The organism is Chitinophaga sp. (assembly GCF_036566945.1).
GTDB lineage: Bacteria > Bacteroidota > Bacteroidia > Chitinophagales > Chitinophagaceae > Chitinophaga.
The window spans coordinates 1-16,822 of sequence record NZ_DATCVJ010000829.1; the positions used below are offsets into that span (position 1 = coordinate 1).

The window sequence follows — 16,822 nt, forward strand, 5'->3', positions numbered from 1 at the left end:
ATCGTTCTGCTGTACTTACCAATGGGGCTTCCAGCGGATGTCCATAGGTTAATATGAGGTAACGGCTATCGTTGAGTACAAAGAATTCCTCTTCAAAAAGGTAGCTGACGGCAATGTTGGTCGTGAGCCGGATGTTTTCATCGCAGCCTCCGAATTCGATATGACTGCTGCCACGTAGCCGTTTTAGTTTCTCTGCACCATAATCACAAACGGGTTCACATTTTACCCGGATACGTGGAGAGCCCTCTATGGGTTCTATTTTCCGGATCAGCATCAGTGGTTTGAAAAAGCGTTCGTACTGGAGAAAGCGGGGAGCGAAGTCAGTAATGCGGTAGCTTCCTTCTGTGGTGGTGATTTCTGTACAAAGTACATTGGTGTTTTCCAGGTAGTACTGGTGGGTAGAATAATCAGCCTCCGGGAGGATGGAGAATTCACCTCCTTTCTTCTTATCCAGTAGCCCGCCAAAAACAAAGGAGCTATCCATCCGGGGCCAGCAAAGCCAATCAATATTAGTATTCTTGTTTACATGCGCCAGAAAAGCGCAGTTGCCAACAATTCCTGTCTGATACATATGTCTTTCCATGAGGCCTCAATTTTTTTGAATTACACTTTTTATCCGAAATTGTTCATCCCGGAACAAAAGCTGTTCCAATAATATCTTCCTGGATTTCTATCCTTAATTATTAACAAAACATATCATTCTGAAGTCTTGCCGGAATCCCTTATTTTTAAGTATAAAGTTCCACAACGATGCAAACCTTGAAAAAGCAGCATTACCTGCCACAGTTTATTACACCAACGCAAAGCGGGGAAACGAAAACCTATTTACTGGCCGGAGATCTGGGCGGCACCAAAACGAACCTGGCGCTGTTTAGCTCACAGGATGGGGAGTTGGATATGATCAGGGAGCAGAAATATGCTTCCCGTGATTATGCTAATTTTTCGGAGATCATCCAGCACTTTATCAGTGAATGCAGGGATACACCACCGCAGCGTATATGCATTGGCGTAGCCGGACCTGTGGTCAAGGGAAAAGTGGAGCTGACTAATTTATCGAGGGAACTCAGTGAAGACGAAATCAGGCAGAGTACGGGTATCAGTGCGGTAGCCCTGATCAACGACCTGGAAGCTACCGCCTACGGTTTGGCCACGTTAGCGCAGGAACAGCTAACCACCTTGCACCGTGGTGCGGCGGAACATACAGGTAACATCGCCATTATCGCACCAGGTACAGGTTTAGGTATGGCCGGGCTATACTGGGACGGAACGTATCATCATCCATTTCCAACGGAAGGTGGTCATACGGACTTTGCACCGAGAACAGACCTGGATATTTTATTGCTCCGGTATCTGCAGGAAAAATATGATGTAGTGAGCTGGGAGCGGGTTATCAGCGGACCTGGCTTGTATGACATTTACCAGTTTTTAAGAGATATAAAAGGAATGGACGAACCCGTGGAGCTTCGCGCAGCCATGAATGCAGGAGATCCTTCTGCAGAAATCAGCAAGGCAGGCATCGCGGGAAGAATACCGGTTTGTGTGAAAACAATGGAATTGTTTGTACGTTACCTGGCCCGGGAATCCTGCAACCTGGTGCTGAAAATGAAAGCCACGGGCGGCTTATTCCTGGGAGGAGGTATTCCGCCAAAGATAGCGGTGCTGCTGGAAACAGGGGAATTCTACCATCACTATATGCAAGGTGATCGTATGGCTGAATTATTGGCGAGTGTACCGATCCATATTGTCAATAATGATAAGTCGGCCTTATGGGGAGCTGCATTTTATGCTGGATTATTAAAAGATTAAAGTTATTTTTGCGAGATAACAGGAAATGGTGTCTTCCTGACCCAAACCGTCAGCCCAGAGCTGTCTGATGGCGCCTACAAATATTAGAATGGTATGAACTACCATTTAACGCTGCTATTTGTAGGATATGAATAAACTGAAAACTTCGTTGGAACAATTGACAGTCGCCTATCAGCTGCTGCGCTGGACTGTATTGGTAACACCTGTTGCGATTGTAGTCGGATCGATGGTGGCTTTGTTTCTTTGGTTACTGGATCTGGTGACGCATATCCGCTGGCAGCACGAGTGGCTGATATTTGGATTGCCACTGGCAGGCGTATTGATTTATTGGTTGTACCGTTTGGGCGGTAAGCAGGCCGATAAGGGAAACAACCTGATCATGGAAGAGATCCACGAGCCGGGTGGCGGCGTACCCGCAAGGATGGCGCCACTGGTACTACTCACCACTATTATTACACACTTATTTGGCGGCTCCGCCGGACGTGAAGGAACAGCCGTACAGATTGGCGGTAGTATGGCAGGACTGTTCGGGAAAAAACTGGGTCTATCGGCGGCGGATATACGAATTTTACTGATGACAGGAATTGCGGCTGGTTTCGGAGCCGTATTTGGTACGCCATTAACCGGGGCTGTTTTTGCACTGGAGGTACTGGCAATTGGTGTGATGCGTTATGATGCCCTGGTGCCATGTTTGATTGCTTCCATTTTTGCCGACATCGTATGTAGTGCGTGGGGTATTCACCATACTCATTACAGTATTACCTATCTTAGCCAACCTTTCCTGGAGGCTGCACCTTTTATTCACCTGGATCTCTGGCTGTTGGGAAAAGTAATCGTTTGCGGTGTGGCTTTTGGTTTGAGTAGCTTTTTGTTTTCGAAACTCATGCATAGCATTAAGCATAACGCCAATGCCTATATTAAAATACCGTGGTTGATTCCCGTGGTTGGTGGTATTGTTATTATATTATTGAGTTATGCGGTAGGCACCACAGACTATCTCGGCTTGGGCGTCAGCAGTAAATCGCCCGATGGCATCAGTATATTGGCTGCCTTTGATGCCCATAGCCATGTAAACGACTGGAGCTGGCTCTGGAAGCTGGTCTTCACGGCTATAACGCTTGGAATGGGATTCAAAGGGGGAGAGGTCACCCCACTTTTTTTCATAGGTGCCGCGTTGGGCCATACACTGGCTTTATGGCTAGGTGCTCCGGTAGACCTTTTCGCCGGACTTGGATTCATTGCCGTTTTTGCCGGAGCCACCAATACACCCATTGCCTGCACTTTAATGGGCGTTGAATTATTCGGAACCACACACGTTTTATATTTTGCCGTCGCCTGTTTCACTGCCTATTATTTCAGCGGCCATTCTGGTATCTATGGCGCGCAGCGGTTGGAGGTAAGAAAGTTGCGCTAACAATTTTGTTAGTACCTTTTTCTTTTCCACACTGCTTTTACCTTTAATGTATGACAAACATTACAGGCATACATCATATTGCCATTCAAGCGAAGGACTACAAAGCCACCATTAAATTTTATGAAGCCCTGGGATTTAGGATGTATCACAGTTGGGTGTTACCAGAGTTCAATATTGAATACGCCGCGCTGCTGAACATACCTGGTACTACTTCTTATGTAGAAGTATTTGATAAGGGAGCCAACGTTGCTGCCCAGGGTCGTAAGGCGCTGGCGGGCGAAGCACCTGTAACTGGTGCGTTACTGCATTTTGCGTTGACGGTGAAAGACGCCACCCTGGCTTATAGCGACGCACTCGCATTAGGTGCTTCCAGCTGTGTGCCACCGTCGGTATTGCTGCTGGGAGAACCGCCATTGACGGTAAGAAATTCGTTGGTTTATGGATTGGACGGAGAAGTAATTGAATTTATTGAACCTCATTGGTAGATGAAGAGCTGTGCTGTTATGCCTGAAATTCAGGATTCTGTGTGGGTTTCTCTGCTGATATTTCGGCTTACTTTGTATAAAATTCAAGAGAATGGAAAAAGAAATAACAGCACCGCAACTCATCAATCCGGCGGGATTGTACGATCCTACACCGAACGCTTATTCACATATGGCGGTAGTGCCAGCTGGCAATACGTTAGTATATATATCCGGGCAAGGCGGCGAAACGGCCGATGGTAATCTGGTAAACGATTTCCGTACACAACTGAAACAGGCATTCAGCAACCTGGCTACGGCGTTGGCTGCCCAGGGGCTCACGTTTCGGGATGTGGTAAAACAAACCACCTTGGTGGTTGATCACGATGAGCATAAATTGAAAATTCTCGGCGAAGAAACCACGTTGATCTGGACAGATAAAAAGTTTCCTGTAAATACATTGATTCCGGTACCGCGGCTGGCGCTGGATGGTATGCTAATCGAAATTGAGATGCTGGCCGTAAAACGCTCGTAAGTCGTTTGCTTCGACGCAACCAGTAAATTCCCCGACGTATCATCTCTGAGAAATCCGACAAACCTGGATGCTTTGACCGCTTACTTACGACTATGATTTAGGGCACCGCGCGATTTACCTGTGGACGCTAAATTTCGCGATGTTAAATCGTTCAGTGGCTAGCCGATTCAGGCTATGACCAAATTTAATCCGTTTGACATGGGAGTGAGCTTTCACTAACCATTTCAAGCGGATTTTTGCGTTTACGGAGGGCACTGAGAATGAAATATCCCGGGCTGTAGGGCAGATATCTATTTTTACGCAAATCTCAGAGCCTTCATTTTCAATAGATTATCACAGTTTAACAACTCGCAAGAACATTATTGAGCATCTTTTTTTTGGCAGAAGGCCGCTAAAAAGTCAAAGTCGCCCCATGGGGATTAGGAACTTCTTTTTATGCTCTTAAACTGGCTTTGATTATTCCTATAATTTATATTATGTTAAATAGAATAATTTCATTTAAATAAGAAAGTTCCTAATCTGATAACCTCCTACGCGGCCTGATTTGGGTTCGATTTCTTTGCCGCTTCGTTTGGCTTCAGCTACGTTTGTTTGATGTAGGCATCAAACAGGCATCACCTGAACAAAATCACGCTGCTACAGGCCTAGGTTTCTTGACAGTAACACTTTTTTAGCTATTGAGAATCGATAGCTTTAACGGTTCGGCGAACAGACCCCTATTTCTCCATTCCACTAAAATTAAATGCGGCTGGCGGCAGCACAATTACTTTGGATCCTACCGTTAATCATTCAGCCATCGGCTTCCTGTACTACGCCCGGTTCCCGGCAAATACAACTCAACGTCACCTCCGCACAAGGCTGCGGCAGTACCCTCACCAAATCGATACTGGTCAGCGCTACAGGTGAAAATGTTTGTTTGGGTACTACCATCGACCTACGATATCCCATGCTATTTTCATTGTTTTCTCTCCCTGAAAACAGCTGACATAAAAGTCCTTTTCAGCCTATTATACACGAGCCCTTCTCCGGAAATTTGAACTGTTCTAAATCATTCTTCTACAGTAAATAATTCATTCATCTCTAAAACCAAAAACAATGAGTACCGTAAACATTAAAGAACTGAGCGCTCCCAGCTTTGCATTGCAAATGACTCCTTCATTGGATCAGTTCCTGGCAGACCATCAGCTTTCTCTCGGCGGGAAAGCAATTCGTAAAGAACAAGCCCTTGAAGACATGTATAATATGATACATGGAAAGTATGAGCTGCGCTTTCAGAAAGGCACGATCATTCCACGTCCTGCTGATCTTTCCAGCGCTTGCATCGCCGCTATCATCACCTGTGTGATCGATGTTGTTTCTATTGTGTTACAAGCTGCGGGGGTACCCGAGTCTGTTACTAAAGACGCCGCCGAAGCTATTGTGGCGGACATTCCTACCGAAGCACTTACTGGTCTTGAACAGGATATCCTGGCGCTTGAGCAGGCAGATTCATTGACAGATAAAGCCAAAGCTATCTTCACCATTTTCTCCGGTGTATATAAGGTAACTGGTATCCGTCAAATTCTGGGAGCCATTGAACATAATATGGCCTGGTATGAATGGGTATTGATGGGTACTGTCATCACGGCGCAGGTAACAGCATGGATAGCCACAGACGGTATTGCCGCTATTGCTGAAATAGTTATTTTGGGCGCACTGGTAGCCCAGGCCGTTGCCGATGCTACATTGGCCGTAACTGCATGCGTGATTAACTAACTGCTATTAATGAAAAAAGAAAAGGCAGTGGAATATTTTAATAATCGCCACTGTCTTTTTTTGTGAGTTAAATGATGTAAATAACAATAACAAAACTATCCGCTATGTCTCAAATAATGCCCCAGATCAAGCATGTTGTTCATCTCATGCTTGAAAACCGGTCCTTCGACAATGTATTGGGCTGGCTATATGCAGATATCGGAAACCAGCCCCCGGTAAACGTTATTGACGTACAAAACCCTCCTGTATTCAATGGCCTTACACCTGACCTATATAATATGGATAAGGATGGCAACCAACATTTCGTTAGTGTGACTCCTCCCGGAAATCTAACGGTTCCTTCATTTGATCCCCATGAAATTTTTAAACATGTGCACATACAATGCTATACACCTCAACAAGGTGGCGGCGTAGGAACTACTCCGGAAATGGGTGGATTTTATATGGATTATGCATCCGCATTTGATAGCCCGGATGACATCATGATGTCCTACTCACCTGCCGACCTGCCCGTATTAAATGGTCTGGCCAGAAATTTCGCAGTCTGTGACAAATGGTATGCCTCCGTTCCATCCCAAACCTTCTGTAACCGCGCTTTTGCAGCAGCAGGTAACTCGGTGGGCAAACACTGGTTAACTGGTACAACACAAGGCTGGGTAGATAATTCTTTCCTGGTGGATTTCACATTACCCACTCACTGGAATGTGCTTTCTGAAAATGGGAAAGGCAAAGCGGAAGACTGGACGATATTCTACAGTCAACTATGGTGGGCACATGATTATTGCCTCACCCGCGATCTGTTTAAGAAGAACCTGGGAAGCAGTGACTTTGATCAGAATTTTGCACCCATACAACAGTTTTACGATCAGGCTGCTGCAGGTACGCTGCCGTCGTATAGCTTCCTGGAACCAGACTGGGGACTCATGTACTGGAAACTCGGTATTAACGGATCTGATTACCACCCGCCCGGAAACGTATGCCCCGGTGAAACATTTGTGAAACAAGTGTATGATGCACTCTCGCAAGGACCTGCCTGGAACGAAACATTATTCATCATTACTTTTGATGAACATGGCGGTACCTATGATCACCTACCTATTGCACTAAACGCGGCTCCTCCTACAAATGATCCAGGCGAATATGGTTTCGGTTTTGACACCTTCGGTGTACGCGTTCCTGCTATTTTTATTTCTCCCTGGGTCACAGCAGGCAGTGTATTCCGTATGCCTGATACTCCTGGCCAAACTCCTTTTGATCATACTTCTTTAATTGCCACCGTGTTGAACTGGATGCAGATAGACCGCTCAGCGTGGAATCTGGGGGAACGTGTAAACCAGGCGCCTACATTTGAGCAGATACTTAATCTAACTACCCCCCGCACGGATGTTCCTTCTGTAACAGCACCCGTATGCCCCAAACCAGATCCGACGCTCCGGCAAATGAGCGATCTGCATCACCTCATCATGGCACGGAGCTGGCAGCACCTGGCATCAAAGAATAAATAATCCGGAATAAATAATAATGTAGCAAAGGGCAGAGATGTAGTTCATCTCCGCTCTTTGCTACACTGATAATTAAACGATGTATTTTTTACGGAACAAAAATCTCATTCTTAATGGCATACAATACTAACCCGGTCCTCGACTTAATTTCCAGCTTCTCAAAAAGCTCCTGCCTGTAGTTATCAATTGTATGCGGACTTAACTTCATTTCGTTGGCAATCTCCTTATAGGTCATCTCCGAACAGGATAACCGAAGAAACGTAATTTCATTATCGCTTAACCGTGTCGATGAATTTTGCTGCGTTCCGTCGCCCTGAATACTACGCAACATTTTAGCGGAGATCAATTCATTCAGAAAGTAACCCTGTTCGTGCATCACCGTAATCGCTTTCACGACTTCTGCAATCCTCGATTCCTTCAGTAGATAGCCTCCTGCCCCATTTTTCAGCATCTTGATGATAGGCTTATCATCTTCAAAAGTACTCAACGCCAGCACGCGTACGTCGGGATAATGTTGCTTCAGCCATTGGGTTGCCTGGTACCCATCCATCACCGGCATATTGATGTCCATTAGTATTACGTCCGGCGTTGGATGCAGCAGCATTTTTTCCTTCATCTCTGCACCATGTGCCGCTTCAAACACGATATTGATGTTGCTGTATTCGGACAGCAAACTATTGAGTCCCTGCCGGAATAAGGTATGGTCATCTACAATGGCGATGGCGATAGTGTTATTGTTTGTCATTCATTGTTAATTGAATAGGGTATGGAAATAGTCACACAAGTTCCTTCTCCTGGCATAGAAACAATACTGGTGGCCCCTCCTATCATGGCAGCCCGTTTACGAATGTTTTGTAATCCCATGCCGCTATTTTGCGTCATGGCTGTTTCCACGTTAAATCCAATGCCATTATCGCCCAGTCTGAGTGTGAGCAGATCATTCGCGAGTGTTTGTTCCACCACAACAATCGACGCCTGGGAATGCCTGATAATGTTATGCAACGACTCCTGGAAAATGCGGAAAATAATTAATTCTTTATCGGGTTGCGATGGCAGTTGGTTCATGGCACCTTTGCGGATGATTTGAAAGCGCTCCGATTTTTCGAGCCATTCCAATTCAAATCCAATGGCATGAACAAGCCCTTTGCTGATCAATTCGTCTCCGTGCAATAACCCTGATAACGCCCGAATCTCCCGGATGGCACGACGCGTAAGGTTTTCGGTAGCCAAAATTTTTTCGGAAGCCTGCTTCGTATCCTCCATATCCACGGCACTCAGCGTGAGTACAGCTAATCCAAGAATCTGATTAATATTATCGTGCAGGTCAGTGGCGATTGTTTTCAATGTCTGCTCACGCACCTCCATTTGTAGCCGCAGTAATTCATGTTGAAAGGTTTGTTTTAATTGCAGGGTTTCCTCCCGGTGCTTTTTTTTCCGGCGGTTATACACAGCAATGTACGCGATAAGAAATCCCGGTGCGATCAGGAAAATTAAGGTGATCCAACCGATCATGATGACTATTTCATTTGACGATACCTGCATATAAAAGCGTATGACCAGCAACCATATAATAACACGTTCAACACTTTAAAAATATGATACCTGAGCGAATAATGAATACTATCCGCCACTACGTCGTTCACCAGGTATTCAAAGAAAGTATTGGTAGCCGTTCCTCCAAAATAGAATATAAGCGTACCACTCACCCACCAGAAAGGTGCGTAGGTGAAGAGATTCACGTAATGATCATCTTTCAGTACCTGGTAGAAATAATATAAGGAAGCCACTATGTACATGACCGCCATCAGCACAATGGTATGATGCGCATACCTGGAAAAGCGGCCGGGCAACGTTTCTATCAGGAAACTGCTGCCCACCAATATAAACCAGGCGACTAATATCTTTCGCTTTAAACCATAAGGTTTCAGCAAATAGTAAAACATACTGCTTACCGCCACACACTCAGGTGGCACCAAACCATTATACAAAGGTGTATTGGGACGGTGCAGCGTTTCCCGGAAATAAATTCCACCGGTTTCCACCAGGCATACTATGAGCAGATAAACTGGAAAACGCCTCCACACAGCGTCTTTGTCTGCCGTAAGACAAACAAGACCAATGAAAAAGCAAATCCATTCCGCTATGGTGTTAACCGTGAAGTATTGCATGATGCCGCAGTATTACCATTAATTTTTCAACAACAGGGCGCCATAGCATTTGGCGGGAGGTGGACATAATTCACCATGGTTCTCCGCCTGATCTTCTATCGTGAAAAGAAAACCCTTACGCGAAGTGGAATCCCCGAAATAGTCAATTTTATTTCTTGTAGAAACAATTACCAGGGTATTACGACCCCAATAATCAGGTGCAGGCGCGGGTTCTGTTAACAGGGAGTCTGACTTTGAATTCCCGGCGGAATAAGCACTGTCGTATGTAGCGAAATAGAACCGCATGCCATCTCCTCCATCCTGGTCCAGCTGACAAATTAAGTCTCTGATCCGCGATTTATCAAACCATATACAACGCGTGTTTGAAACCATATCCACGATATTTGAACCCTTAGGCCCCGGCGTCAGGATCGTGTCTACCTGCTTTCCATAATTTTCGACATAGCGACGGGCCTGGTCAAAACTCAATAATGCGTGTTTGGGAACGCTGGCATCATTACAAAAAGATTGAACAGGCGCCGGCCACTTGCGGGAAGCCACCCATCCTGATGCAGCACCAATAATTAGCGCAATAATGGCAATGGCATAAATTTTCAAGGAAGACATAAGAACAAATTAACAAGGGAGTAAAATATTTTGATGATGAGGGCATCCAGGATCTTTCGGGTCAGCACATTTTGCAATGTAAGGCAAAACCGGGAAGTTTTAAATACCGTATTCTTCAAAGATCGTTGGCAGGGCATTACCGGAAAAGGTGGAAAACAACCTTCGAAGCAGCTGTTTTCGGGGGGCAGATATTTACAGGCATCGGAGCCACCGATACTAATCCCGTGGTATTCATCTCCCTACATAAAAATGCCAGCGGAAAAAGCTCCCGCTGGCATCATTCAAGTAATAATCACTATTTTACAGGAGAACCATCCAGAACCCTGAAATAAGATTGTTTGGTTGTTTCACTGACCAAACGCGTATACTTATCCGACTCTATAGTGTAACCCGGTTACTTCCACTGGTACCAGCTTTTTATCTACCCGCCGTAAATTCAGGTTGGCCACATTCTGCGCAAACATCGTAAAAGAGGCCCCCATCAGGGCACCCATAATCAGGATCTTCTTCATACACTAAGTAATTATAAGGTTGAATGAAAAATGCTGCCAGCAAGCTTATACGAAAAGGCAATTCATTAACAGGCGCCAAATAGAAAGGGTTCAGTGCCTATAAAAAATCGCTGCCTAATCTTTCCTGATCCGCGCTCCTTCATCTTTAGACCCCGCATCTCTTTTTCCTGGTCCCGTTACACCCGATCCAAATGATTTCGTATAAGTCAGCTTTAGCACCGAAGCAACACTGGATTCTGTGTTGATAGACACATGATTCCTGATAGCAAAGGCTTCTTCTGTCAGCGTGCCGTAATACACGTTGATATGAACCGTCCGCAGTATATCGGTCCAGGCCAACTGAATACTCCCCCAGTTATTTTTAAGTTCTTTTTTTACCCCCGCATTCAGGGCTCCCATGCCGCCTACTTTTACTGATCCATTATAGGAAGCCGAATTGTACCAACCGGAAAGCTCCGCAGTAAAATCTTCAGGTAACTTAAAGGACTGATTGAAATTCAGCGTATAACCAAAATATGCCTTCTTAACCGGCACTCTTGTATAGTCAAGTTTGAATTGCCGGAGCCCTCCGGTAAAGCCATAGTCCATGTTCCACCAATCCGTTACCTTCCACGGCAAGTTCACCTGCAACGTAATGTTATGCTGGTAAAGGAGGTTTTGGGGAGATACATACAACAGGTTAGCCGCCGGCTTTTCGCTCAACTGATACCTGGCGATCGGATGCTCATCCCTGTTGAATAAAAGAGAAAACGTATAGCCTTTATAGTTATATCCTATTTTAATATTATGCGTGATCGTTGGGAGCAACAACGGATTTCCGGTATACACTGCCGTAGGATCACTATAGGTTACATACGATGCGAGGTCGTTGTAAGACGGACGGCTGATTCTTTTACTGTAAGACAATTGCCACGCAGACTCCTCACTCCCTTTTTTTGACAAGGATATTTCCGGAAACAACACGCCCTGCCGCCTGTTCACCGTCGTTTCCCCGGTGATGGGATTACTCATCCTGGTATTGGCATACTCATACCTGGCGCCCAGCACCAGGCTTAGCGCTGGATTTATTTGTGTAGTAATCGTAGCATAGGCCGCGCCTATTGCTTCTTTCATCAAAATATCCTGGGTCGTTTCCTCCCTGTTAACCCATTCCTGATTAATCATGCTTTCTATCCTTGATGAACTAGTACTTTTTGTATAGGTCCCTTTCACACCGGCTGCCAGCTGTACCTTTTTAGTCAACGTTTTGGTATAATCTATTTTGGCCACGCCCACATGAATGGATGTATTAGCAAAACCTCTTTGCTGTGGTGAAAAAAAGAGGGTCATTGTTTCCGGCTGCTGCACCAGCTTTATCCATAAAAATACTTTGCACAGTGGAAGGATTATTATTCCTGAAAAAAAGGTAGTCGACATCGACATTTATTTTTTCCCCTTCCCCGATTTCTTTTTCCAGGTAGATGGCAGCCACACCATTTTTCCATTGGTTCATCCCACGCACGGCACCTGCATATTGCAGCACAGAATCCTGCGGCACATGATAAATAGCACGGTTTACTGTAGTGGATGATGTACTACTGCTGTTATACGATACACTGCCCCCGATCAATACTTTAGGGGTAATATTCTTATCAAAACCCAGCGATACATCATGACTGTTCTGTACTACCCTGCCCGTATCCCATCCCAATACATTCATTTGTCCGCCAAATACCGGCATATCCTGATCGCTGTCTATATACATGTCACTGTAGGTGCGGTTATGCGAAAAAGTATACGAGCCGGAAAGATTCGTGTTGCCCGAATTGCGGGCCAGGCGAATGCTTCCCATTCCCTTCTCTCCTTTTCCATATCCACCGGTCACCGACAGAGAACCATTCATTCCTGGTTGCCTGTTTTTCTTCAATACAATATTGATGATGCCCGCACTTCCTTCGGCGTCGTATTTTGCGCCTGGGGTAGTCAGTAGCTCTATTTTTCCTACATCATTCCCACTCATCCCTGTCAGGAGATTCACCACCTGGTCCGATGGCAAACGAAGCAGCTTTCCATTCACCATCACGGCCACCCCGCTTTTTCCATTCAATGCAATGCCGTTATTACGATAGTCTATCGTTACGCCCGGAGAACGCTCCAATAAGGCCAGCACAGAACTACCTTTCGTCAGCAGGCTGTTTTCTACATTTACCACGATGCCGGCTGTTTGCTGTTCATATAACGGCTTTACCGCCTGCACGGTAACCGCTCCCAGCTGTCGCGCAATGGCGGGGAGCACCACTGGCTCAAAAACTTTCTGCAAGTGGCCGGTCGTCAGTTCAAAGACCGGCGATTCCCAGGATTCATATCCCATACCGGCCAGCCGCAGGATATATGTTCCCTGCCCGATTCCCGATAAAAGGTACCCACCGTTTTCGTCCGATAAAGTAGTTTTAACTATCGAAGTATCCATGGCCTTTAACAACAACACATTAGCAAAAGGAACCGGTTGTCCGGTAGTGGTAAACAGCTTCCCGGATACCTGTGCGTGGGTATGCTGCCAGAGAAAGAATAGTAGTACATGTAAAATCCAGCTTTTCATAATTTTATTTTTTGAGAGCTGCCAAAAGAGGGTTGCAGGAACAAAGAAATCACTAGCCGGAAAATCAAAAAAAACGGAATGACCATTTGCCGGATATAATTGACGAACCGCAAAAAAGGACTTCATTCATCCCGAAACAGCAGTCTGCCCGCATATTTTGCAGCTTATATACCCCAGCGCGTATTTTGTCAATTATTTAAGGCTATTTATATAGCAGGCGCTTAAAATTCCTGCAGATTGGCGTAACTTCAGAAAGGGACATTTATCAGTATTTGACATGAACAGTCCATCATATAGTAAGTCAACCCATTATTGGCTATTTCGCTATAAGCTTCACCATATTCCTTTTTGGGTGGCATATAATTACCTGTGGTGGACTGTAGCCATGGGCAATCCTATAAAGGCAGCCAATGCCATGTTCTTCTCCCCATTTACTATCAAATTTCTTTTCTACCTGGTGTTCCAGGCAGCAGCAGTTTACTTTAATTTATATTACCTGATTCCGAAGTACCTGGAAAAAGGCAGGTTCACCGCGTATATCATCTCCCTGATCACTACTATTTTATGCGCTACCTGCTTCATTATTCCCGGCTACTACCTAAGCGCCATGGTAGCAGGCAAAACAATGACCACCCTATACGGACAGGATGCAGCAGCCTGTATATATCAGTTTTTCGGTACCGCGCTCCCCTCTACCTTAGCGGTGATGACACTGGCCATGAGCATTGCCCTGACCCGAAACTGGCTACAAACGCAAAGGCGGCAGCAACTGCTGGAGAAAGAAAAATTGGAAACAGAACTGAATTTTCTGAAGTACCAGTTTAATCCCCATTTTCTTTTCAACTCTATTAATTCCATCTTCTTCCTGATCCATAAAAACCCTGACATGGCCTCCGCTTCCCTGGCTAAATTTTCAGACCTGCTCAGGTATCAGTTGTACGAGTGCAACGACAAACAAATTCCGTTAAGCAACGAAATTGCGTACCTGGAAAACTTCATTGAACTGGAAAAACTACGGCAGAATAATAACATGGAAGTAATGGTTGAAATGAATCAACCACACACCGGACACCTGCTGATAGCCCCTTTCATACTCATGACCTTTGTGGAGAATGCATTTAAACATGTTTCCAAACATACCGACGCTCCCAACTGGATTCATATAAAAATGCAGCTCGATCAGCAACAACTGGAGGTAACTGTTTCCAATAGTACCGCGCCTGATATGGGAGATGAAGTGATGCACTATGGCGGCATTGGCCTGAAGAATGTACAGCGAAGACTGGATCTGATCTATGCAGGGCAATATCAACTGGATATCACCCGGGATGACAACAGTTTTATGGTAAGATTCAAATTAAGTCTTACTTCAGAGAAACAACTACCTGCTAAACAACAGCTGGCCTGGCTTTAACTTATAAATAGCTTACAATGATAAACTGTGTAATTATTGATGATGAGCCACTGGCAAGGGAAGGTATCGCTAATTATGTAAGGGAAATCGACTTTCTGCAACTCAATGCCACCTGTAAAAACCCGGTGGAGTTGATGAAATTATTGGATGAACAAGCCATAGATCTTATCTTTCTGGATATTCAAATGCCTAAAATGAATGGCATCGACTTTCTGAAAATAGTGCAGAAACCTCCCATGGTCATTATCACCACAGCCTTTCCAACCTACGCCCTGGAAGGATTTCAGCTGAATGTACTCGATTATTTACTAAAGCCGATTACCTTTGATCGCTTCGTTAAATCGGTCAATAAAGCGAAAGATTATTACCAGCTCCTTACAAAGTCCACGGCGCCAGATACGGCGCCAACGGAAAAACATGCCGACTACTTCTTTATAAAATCCGGCAGTAAATATGAGAAGATTTGTTTTGATGATATCCTGTATGTAGAAGCCATGCAGAATTATATTACCATTTACACCCGGAAAGGAAAATACGTGACGTTGCTGTATTTGAAAAATTTAGAGCAGAACCTGGACCCGAAAGGCTTTATCCGCGTGCATAAATCCTACATTGTTTCCATCAGCAAAATAGAAGGCATTGAAGGCAATGAAATTTTTATACAATCCCATCGCATCCCTATCAGCAGAAATTATCATGAACAGGTAATTGAACAGGTAGTCAGGAATAAACTCTGGGATAAAATAAAATTCTCCTGACTACCCAGGTACCTACACTGTGGCCGCTGCCGGCTGTTTAGCTTTCACGTTAATGACCGTACGATTTATAATGTACGGCGTCATCACAATCAGTAACATCAATACCAATATCAGTATCGCCACCAGCTCATAATAGTCCATGGCATATTTCAAAAATGCCTGTTTCTGAATCGCCCTGTCCAGTAATCCCGGCGCCAGTTTGGCCGCCTGATCTGCCATCAGCCCACGCGCCTGCAAGGCTGCCTGATAGGTATGCAATCGTTCCGCTAATCCATTATCCACTTTTGAAATACCGTCACTCAGCCGCATGGCATGCGTTTTTGTGAAATAGAGAGAGAAGTAGTTAATCAGCGCAGTACTCATCGCGAAAAAAGTATACCGGATGAATACGCCCGCTGTGGAGGCAGACACGCCGATACTCTCTGGTACAGAAGATATAATAAACAACACAATAGGCGTTAGCAACATACCGGCCCCCCAGCCCTGTATGATCAGCGGTGCTATAAAAGTAACCTCATCGACCTCGGAGGTAAAAAGAAAATACATGGAGCAATGAAACACCAGCAGGCCGAAAAAGCCTACCAGCCAAATGAATTGCAGGGGTCTTCTCTTAATCACCAGCCGCGCCGACATGATACTCCCTATTACAATCCCTACCAGGTTATACGACAGCAACTCATACGTGTGTAATGGGTCCATCCCTAAAACCGAGGAGAAAAAACTGGTCGTGATGTTAAACGATCCCCGGATCAGGTAAAGCCCTGCCAGCAAGAGAATGCCAAAGAGAAATGACCGCGACTTAAATACGTCCATGCTGATAAATGGTCGCTTCCGGTGTATTTGTCGAACTACGAAAGTAGTGGCCAGTAACACAATACCCAATATACAACCCACTATCCTGGCATCCTGTAACCAATAATATTGTTGTCCGTAAATCAACACGTAACCAATCATCAACAACATCGGTGCATATAAAAAGAAACTGGTCCAATCCAGCTGGTAGAGCGGTACCCGGCGTACCAGGTGCACTTTGTTCATCAGCAACAATAGCAATACCGCGCCCGGAACAAATGTGTAAATGATCATTTTATACAACGCATTATATTCGTAATCATCTACCAATGGCGCTGTCACCAATGAAGTCAACGAGCCGGAACAAAGGATCATCCCATAAAAAATGGCGTATCCTGTTTCCCGTGCATGCTCTGATTTCAGTCTGCTGAACAACAGTGTCAAACAAATACTGGTGATGCCACAGTTCAGTACTCCCTGTAAAAAGCGGCAGATGAAAAGAATGGACAACTCCCGGGTGT

The 16,822-nt window shown here is 45.1% G+C and carries 18 protein-coding genes and 1 riboswitch; of the genes, 8 read left to right on the forward strand and 10 right to left on the reverse strand.

Annotated elements, in window-relative coordinates; genetic code table 11:
• The coding region (locus VIP81_RS25025) for a trehalase-like domain-containing protein (protein WP_331967741.1) at positions 1 to 583 on the reverse strand (583 nt) is incomplete at its 3' end.
• 167 nt (positions 584 to 750) lie between these two features.
• Between VIP81_RS25025 and glk the strand changes: the two genes are divergently transcribed.
• The 4 genes from glk to VIP81_RS25045 all read left to right on the forward strand — a co-directional run bounded on the left by glk (position 751) and on the right by VIP81_RS25045 (position 4,216).
• Positions 751 to 1,806 carry a glucokinase gene (gene glk / locus VIP81_RS25030; protein ID WP_331967743.1) on the forward strand — a complete coding sequence of 352 codons (1,056 nt, stop codon included), beginning with the start codon at positions 751 to 753 and terminating at the stop codon, positions 1,804 to 1,806.
• Positions 1,807 to 1,818: 12 nt separating this feature from the next.
• A riboswitch (Fluoride riboswitch) is annotated at positions 1,819 to 1,890 on the forward strand.
• Positions 1,891 to 1,933: 43 nt separating this feature from the next.
• Positions 1,934 to 3,220 carry a voltage-gated chloride channel family protein gene (locus VIP81_RS25035; protein WP_331967744.1) on the forward strand — a complete coding sequence of 429 codons (1,287 nt, stop codon included), beginning with the start codon at positions 1,934 to 1,936 and terminating at the stop codon, positions 3,218 to 3,220.
• Positions 3,221 to 3,270: 50 nt separating this feature from the next.
• Positions 3,271 to 3,705 (forward strand): VOC family protein, encoded by a 435-nt coding sequence (locus VIP81_RS25040; protein ID WP_331967745.1) that lies wholly within the window; start codon positions 3,271 to 3,273, stop codon positions 3,703 to 3,705.
• Positions 3,706 to 3,796: 91 nt separating this feature from the next.
• Entirely contained in the window at positions 3,797 to 4,216 is a 420-nt protein-coding gene (locus tag VIP81_RS25045; RefSeq protein WP_331967746.1) for a RidA family protein, read from the forward strand.
• 789 nt (positions 4,217 to 5,005) lie between these two features.
• Here VIP81_RS25045 and VIP81_RS25050 read toward each other — a convergent pair.
• Positions 5,006 to 5,164, reverse strand: coding sequence for a hypothetical protein (locus VIP81_RS25050; protein WP_331967748.1), 159 nt, complete (start codon positions 5,162 to 5,164; stop codon positions 5,006 to 5,008).
• Between the two features lie 147 nt (positions 5,165 to 5,311).
• Here VIP81_RS25050 and VIP81_RS25055 point away from each other — a divergent pair, with 147 nt between their 5' ends.
• Together VIP81_RS25055 and VIP81_RS25060 are read left to right on the forward strand one after the other, a co-directional pair.
• Positions 5,312 to 5,971: a hypothetical protein gene (locus VIP81_RS25055; RefSeq protein WP_331967749.1), complete on the forward strand. Its 660-nt coding sequence runs from the start codon at positions 5,312 to 5,314 to the stop codon at positions 5,969 to 5,971.
• Between the two features lie 104 nt (positions 5,972 to 6,075).
• A complete protein-coding gene (locus VIP81_RS25060; protein ID WP_331967750.1) occupies positions 6,076 to 7,476 on the forward strand; it encodes an alkaline phosphatase family protein in 1,401 nt (466 codons plus the stop codon).
• Positions 7,477 to 7,561: 85 nt separating this feature from the next.
• Here the strand turns inward: VIP81_RS25060 and VIP81_RS25065 are convergent, their stop codons facing one another.
• The 7 genes from VIP81_RS25065 to VIP81_RS25095 form a co-directional block, all read right to left on the reverse strand.
• Entirely contained in the window at positions 7,562 to 8,218 is a 657-nt protein-coding gene (locus VIP81_RS25065) for a response regulator transcription factor (protein ID WP_331967751.1), read from the reverse strand.
• Positions 8,215 to 9,015 (reverse strand): sensor histidine kinase, encoded by an 801-nt coding sequence (locus VIP81_RS25070; RefSeq protein ID WP_331967753.1) that lies wholly within the window; start codon positions 9,013 to 9,015, stop codon positions 8,215 to 8,217. Before VIP81_RS25070 ends, VIP81_RS25065 begins: the two co-directional genes overlap by 4 nt.
• Positions 8,991 to 9,641 carry a hypothetical protein gene (locus VIP81_RS25075; RefSeq protein WP_331967754.1) on the reverse strand — a complete coding sequence of 217 codons (651 nt, stop codon included), beginning with the start codon at positions 9,639 to 9,641 and terminating at the stop codon, positions 8,991 to 8,993. The genes VIP81_RS25070 and VIP81_RS25075 overlap by 25 nt, the downstream gene beginning before the upstream one ends.
• A gap of 18 nt (positions 9,642 to 9,659) precedes the next feature.
• A complete protein-coding gene (locus VIP81_RS25080) occupies positions 9,660 to 10,247 on the reverse strand; it encodes a hypothetical protein (RefSeq protein ID WP_331967755.1) in 588 nt (195 codons plus the stop codon).
• A gap of 368 nt (positions 10,248 to 10,615) precedes the next feature.
• Positions 10,616 to 10,759: a hypothetical protein gene (locus VIP81_RS25085; RefSeq protein ID WP_331967756.1), complete on the reverse strand. Its 144-nt coding sequence runs from the start codon at positions 10,757 to 10,759 to the stop codon at positions 10,616 to 10,618.
• A gap of 114 nt (positions 10,760 to 10,873) precedes the next feature.
• Positions 10,874 to 12,088 carry an outer membrane beta-barrel family protein gene (locus tag VIP81_RS25090; protein ID WP_331967758.1) on the reverse strand — a complete coding sequence of 405 codons (1,215 nt, stop codon included), beginning with the start codon at positions 12,086 to 12,088 and terminating at the stop codon, positions 10,874 to 10,876.
• The gene (locus VIP81_RS25095) at positions 12,048 to 13,337 is read right to left on the reverse strand and encodes a TonB-dependent receptor (RefSeq protein ID WP_331967760.1); all 1,290 of its coding nucleotides are present in this window, start codon (positions 13,335 to 13,337) and stop codon (positions 12,048 to 12,050) included. The genes VIP81_RS25090 and VIP81_RS25095 overlap by 41 nt, the downstream gene beginning before the upstream one ends.
• 277 nt (positions 13,338 to 13,614) lie before the next feature.
• On the opposite strand from VIP81_RS25095, the gene VIP81_RS25100 reads away from it, so the two are divergent.
• Both VIP81_RS25100 and VIP81_RS25105 read left to right on the forward strand, forming a co-directional pair.
• Positions 13,615 to 14,751: a sensor histidine kinase gene (locus VIP81_RS25100; protein WP_331967762.1), complete on the forward strand. Its 1,137-nt coding sequence runs from the start codon at positions 13,615 to 13,617 to the stop codon at positions 14,749 to 14,751.
• 17 nt (positions 14,752 to 14,768) lie between these two features.
• Entirely contained in the window at positions 14,769 to 15,509 is a 741-nt protein-coding gene (locus VIP81_RS25105; protein ID WP_331967764.1) for a LytTR family DNA-binding domain-containing protein, read from the forward strand.
• Positions 15,510 to 15,521: 12 nt separating this feature from the next.
• Here the strand turns inward: VIP81_RS25105 and VIP81_RS25110 are convergent.
• Positions 15,522 to 16,822 (reverse strand): transporter (locus VIP81_RS25110; RefSeq protein WP_331967765.1); only part of this gene is annotated, 1,301 nt, incomplete at its 5' end.

Excerpts from the sequence above, each read along its gene's own strand:
- VIP81_RS25075 (WP_331967754.1), bottom strand. The coding sequence starts at position 9,641 with ATGCAATACTTCACGGTTAACACCATAGCGGAATGGATTTGCTTTTTC.
- VIP81_RS25060 (WP_331967750.1), top strand. The coding sequence starts at position 6,076 with ATGTCTCAAATAATGCCCCAGATCAAGCATGTTGTTCATCTCATGCTT.
- VIP81_RS25085 (WP_331967756.1), bottom strand. The coding sequence starts at position 10,759 with ATGAAGAAGATCCTGATTATGGGTGCCCTGATGGGGGCCTCTTTTACG.
- glk (WP_331967743.1), top strand. The coding sequence starts at position 751 with ATGCAAACCTTGAAAAAGCAGCATTACCTGCCACAGTTTATTACACCA.
- VIP81_RS25100 (WP_331967762.1), top strand. The coding sequence starts at position 13,615 with ATGAACAGTCCATCATATAGTAAGTCAACCCATTATTGGCTATTTCGC.
- VIP81_RS25065 (WP_331967751.1), bottom strand. The coding sequence starts at position 8,218 with ATGACAAACAATAACACTATCGCCATCGCCATTGTAGATGACCATACC.
- VIP81_RS25095 (WP_331967760.1), bottom strand. The coding sequence starts at position 13,337 with ATGAAAAGCTGGATTTTACATGTACTACTATTCTTTCTCTGGCAGCAT.
- VIP81_RS25070 (WP_331967753.1), bottom strand. The coding sequence starts at position 9,015 with ATGCAGGTATCGTCAAATGAAATAGTCATCATGATCGGTTGGATCACC.
- VIP81_RS25090 (WP_331967758.1), bottom strand. The coding sequence starts at position 12,088 with ATGACCCTCTTTTTTTCACCACAGCAAAGAGGTTTTGCTAATACATCC.
- VIP81_RS25105 (WP_331967764.1), top strand. The coding sequence starts at position 14,769 with ATGATAAACTGTGTAATTATTGATGATGAGCCACTGGCAAGGGAAGGT.
- VIP81_RS25040 (WP_331967745.1), top strand. The coding sequence starts at position 3,271 with ATGACAAACATTACAGGCATACATCATATTGCCATTCAAGCGAAGGAC.
- VIP81_RS25035 (WP_331967744.1), top strand. The coding sequence starts at position 1,934 with ATGAATAAACTGAAAACTTCGTTGGAACAATTGACAGTCGCCTATCAG.
- VIP81_RS25080 (WP_331967755.1), bottom strand. The coding sequence starts at position 10,247 with ATGTCTTCCTTGAAAATTTATGCCATTGCCATTATTGCGCTAATTATT.
- VIP81_RS25055 (WP_331967749.1), top strand. The coding sequence starts at position 5,312 with ATGAGTACCGTAAACATTAAAGAACTGAGCGCTCCCAGCTTTGCATTG.
- VIP81_RS25050 (WP_331967748.1), bottom strand. The coding sequence starts at position 5,164 with ATGGGATATCGTAGGTCGATGGTAGTACCCAAACAAACATTTTCACCT.
- VIP81_RS25045 (WP_331967746.1), top strand. The coding sequence starts at position 3,797 with ATGGAAAAAGAAATAACAGCACCGCAACTCATCAATCCGGCGGGATTG.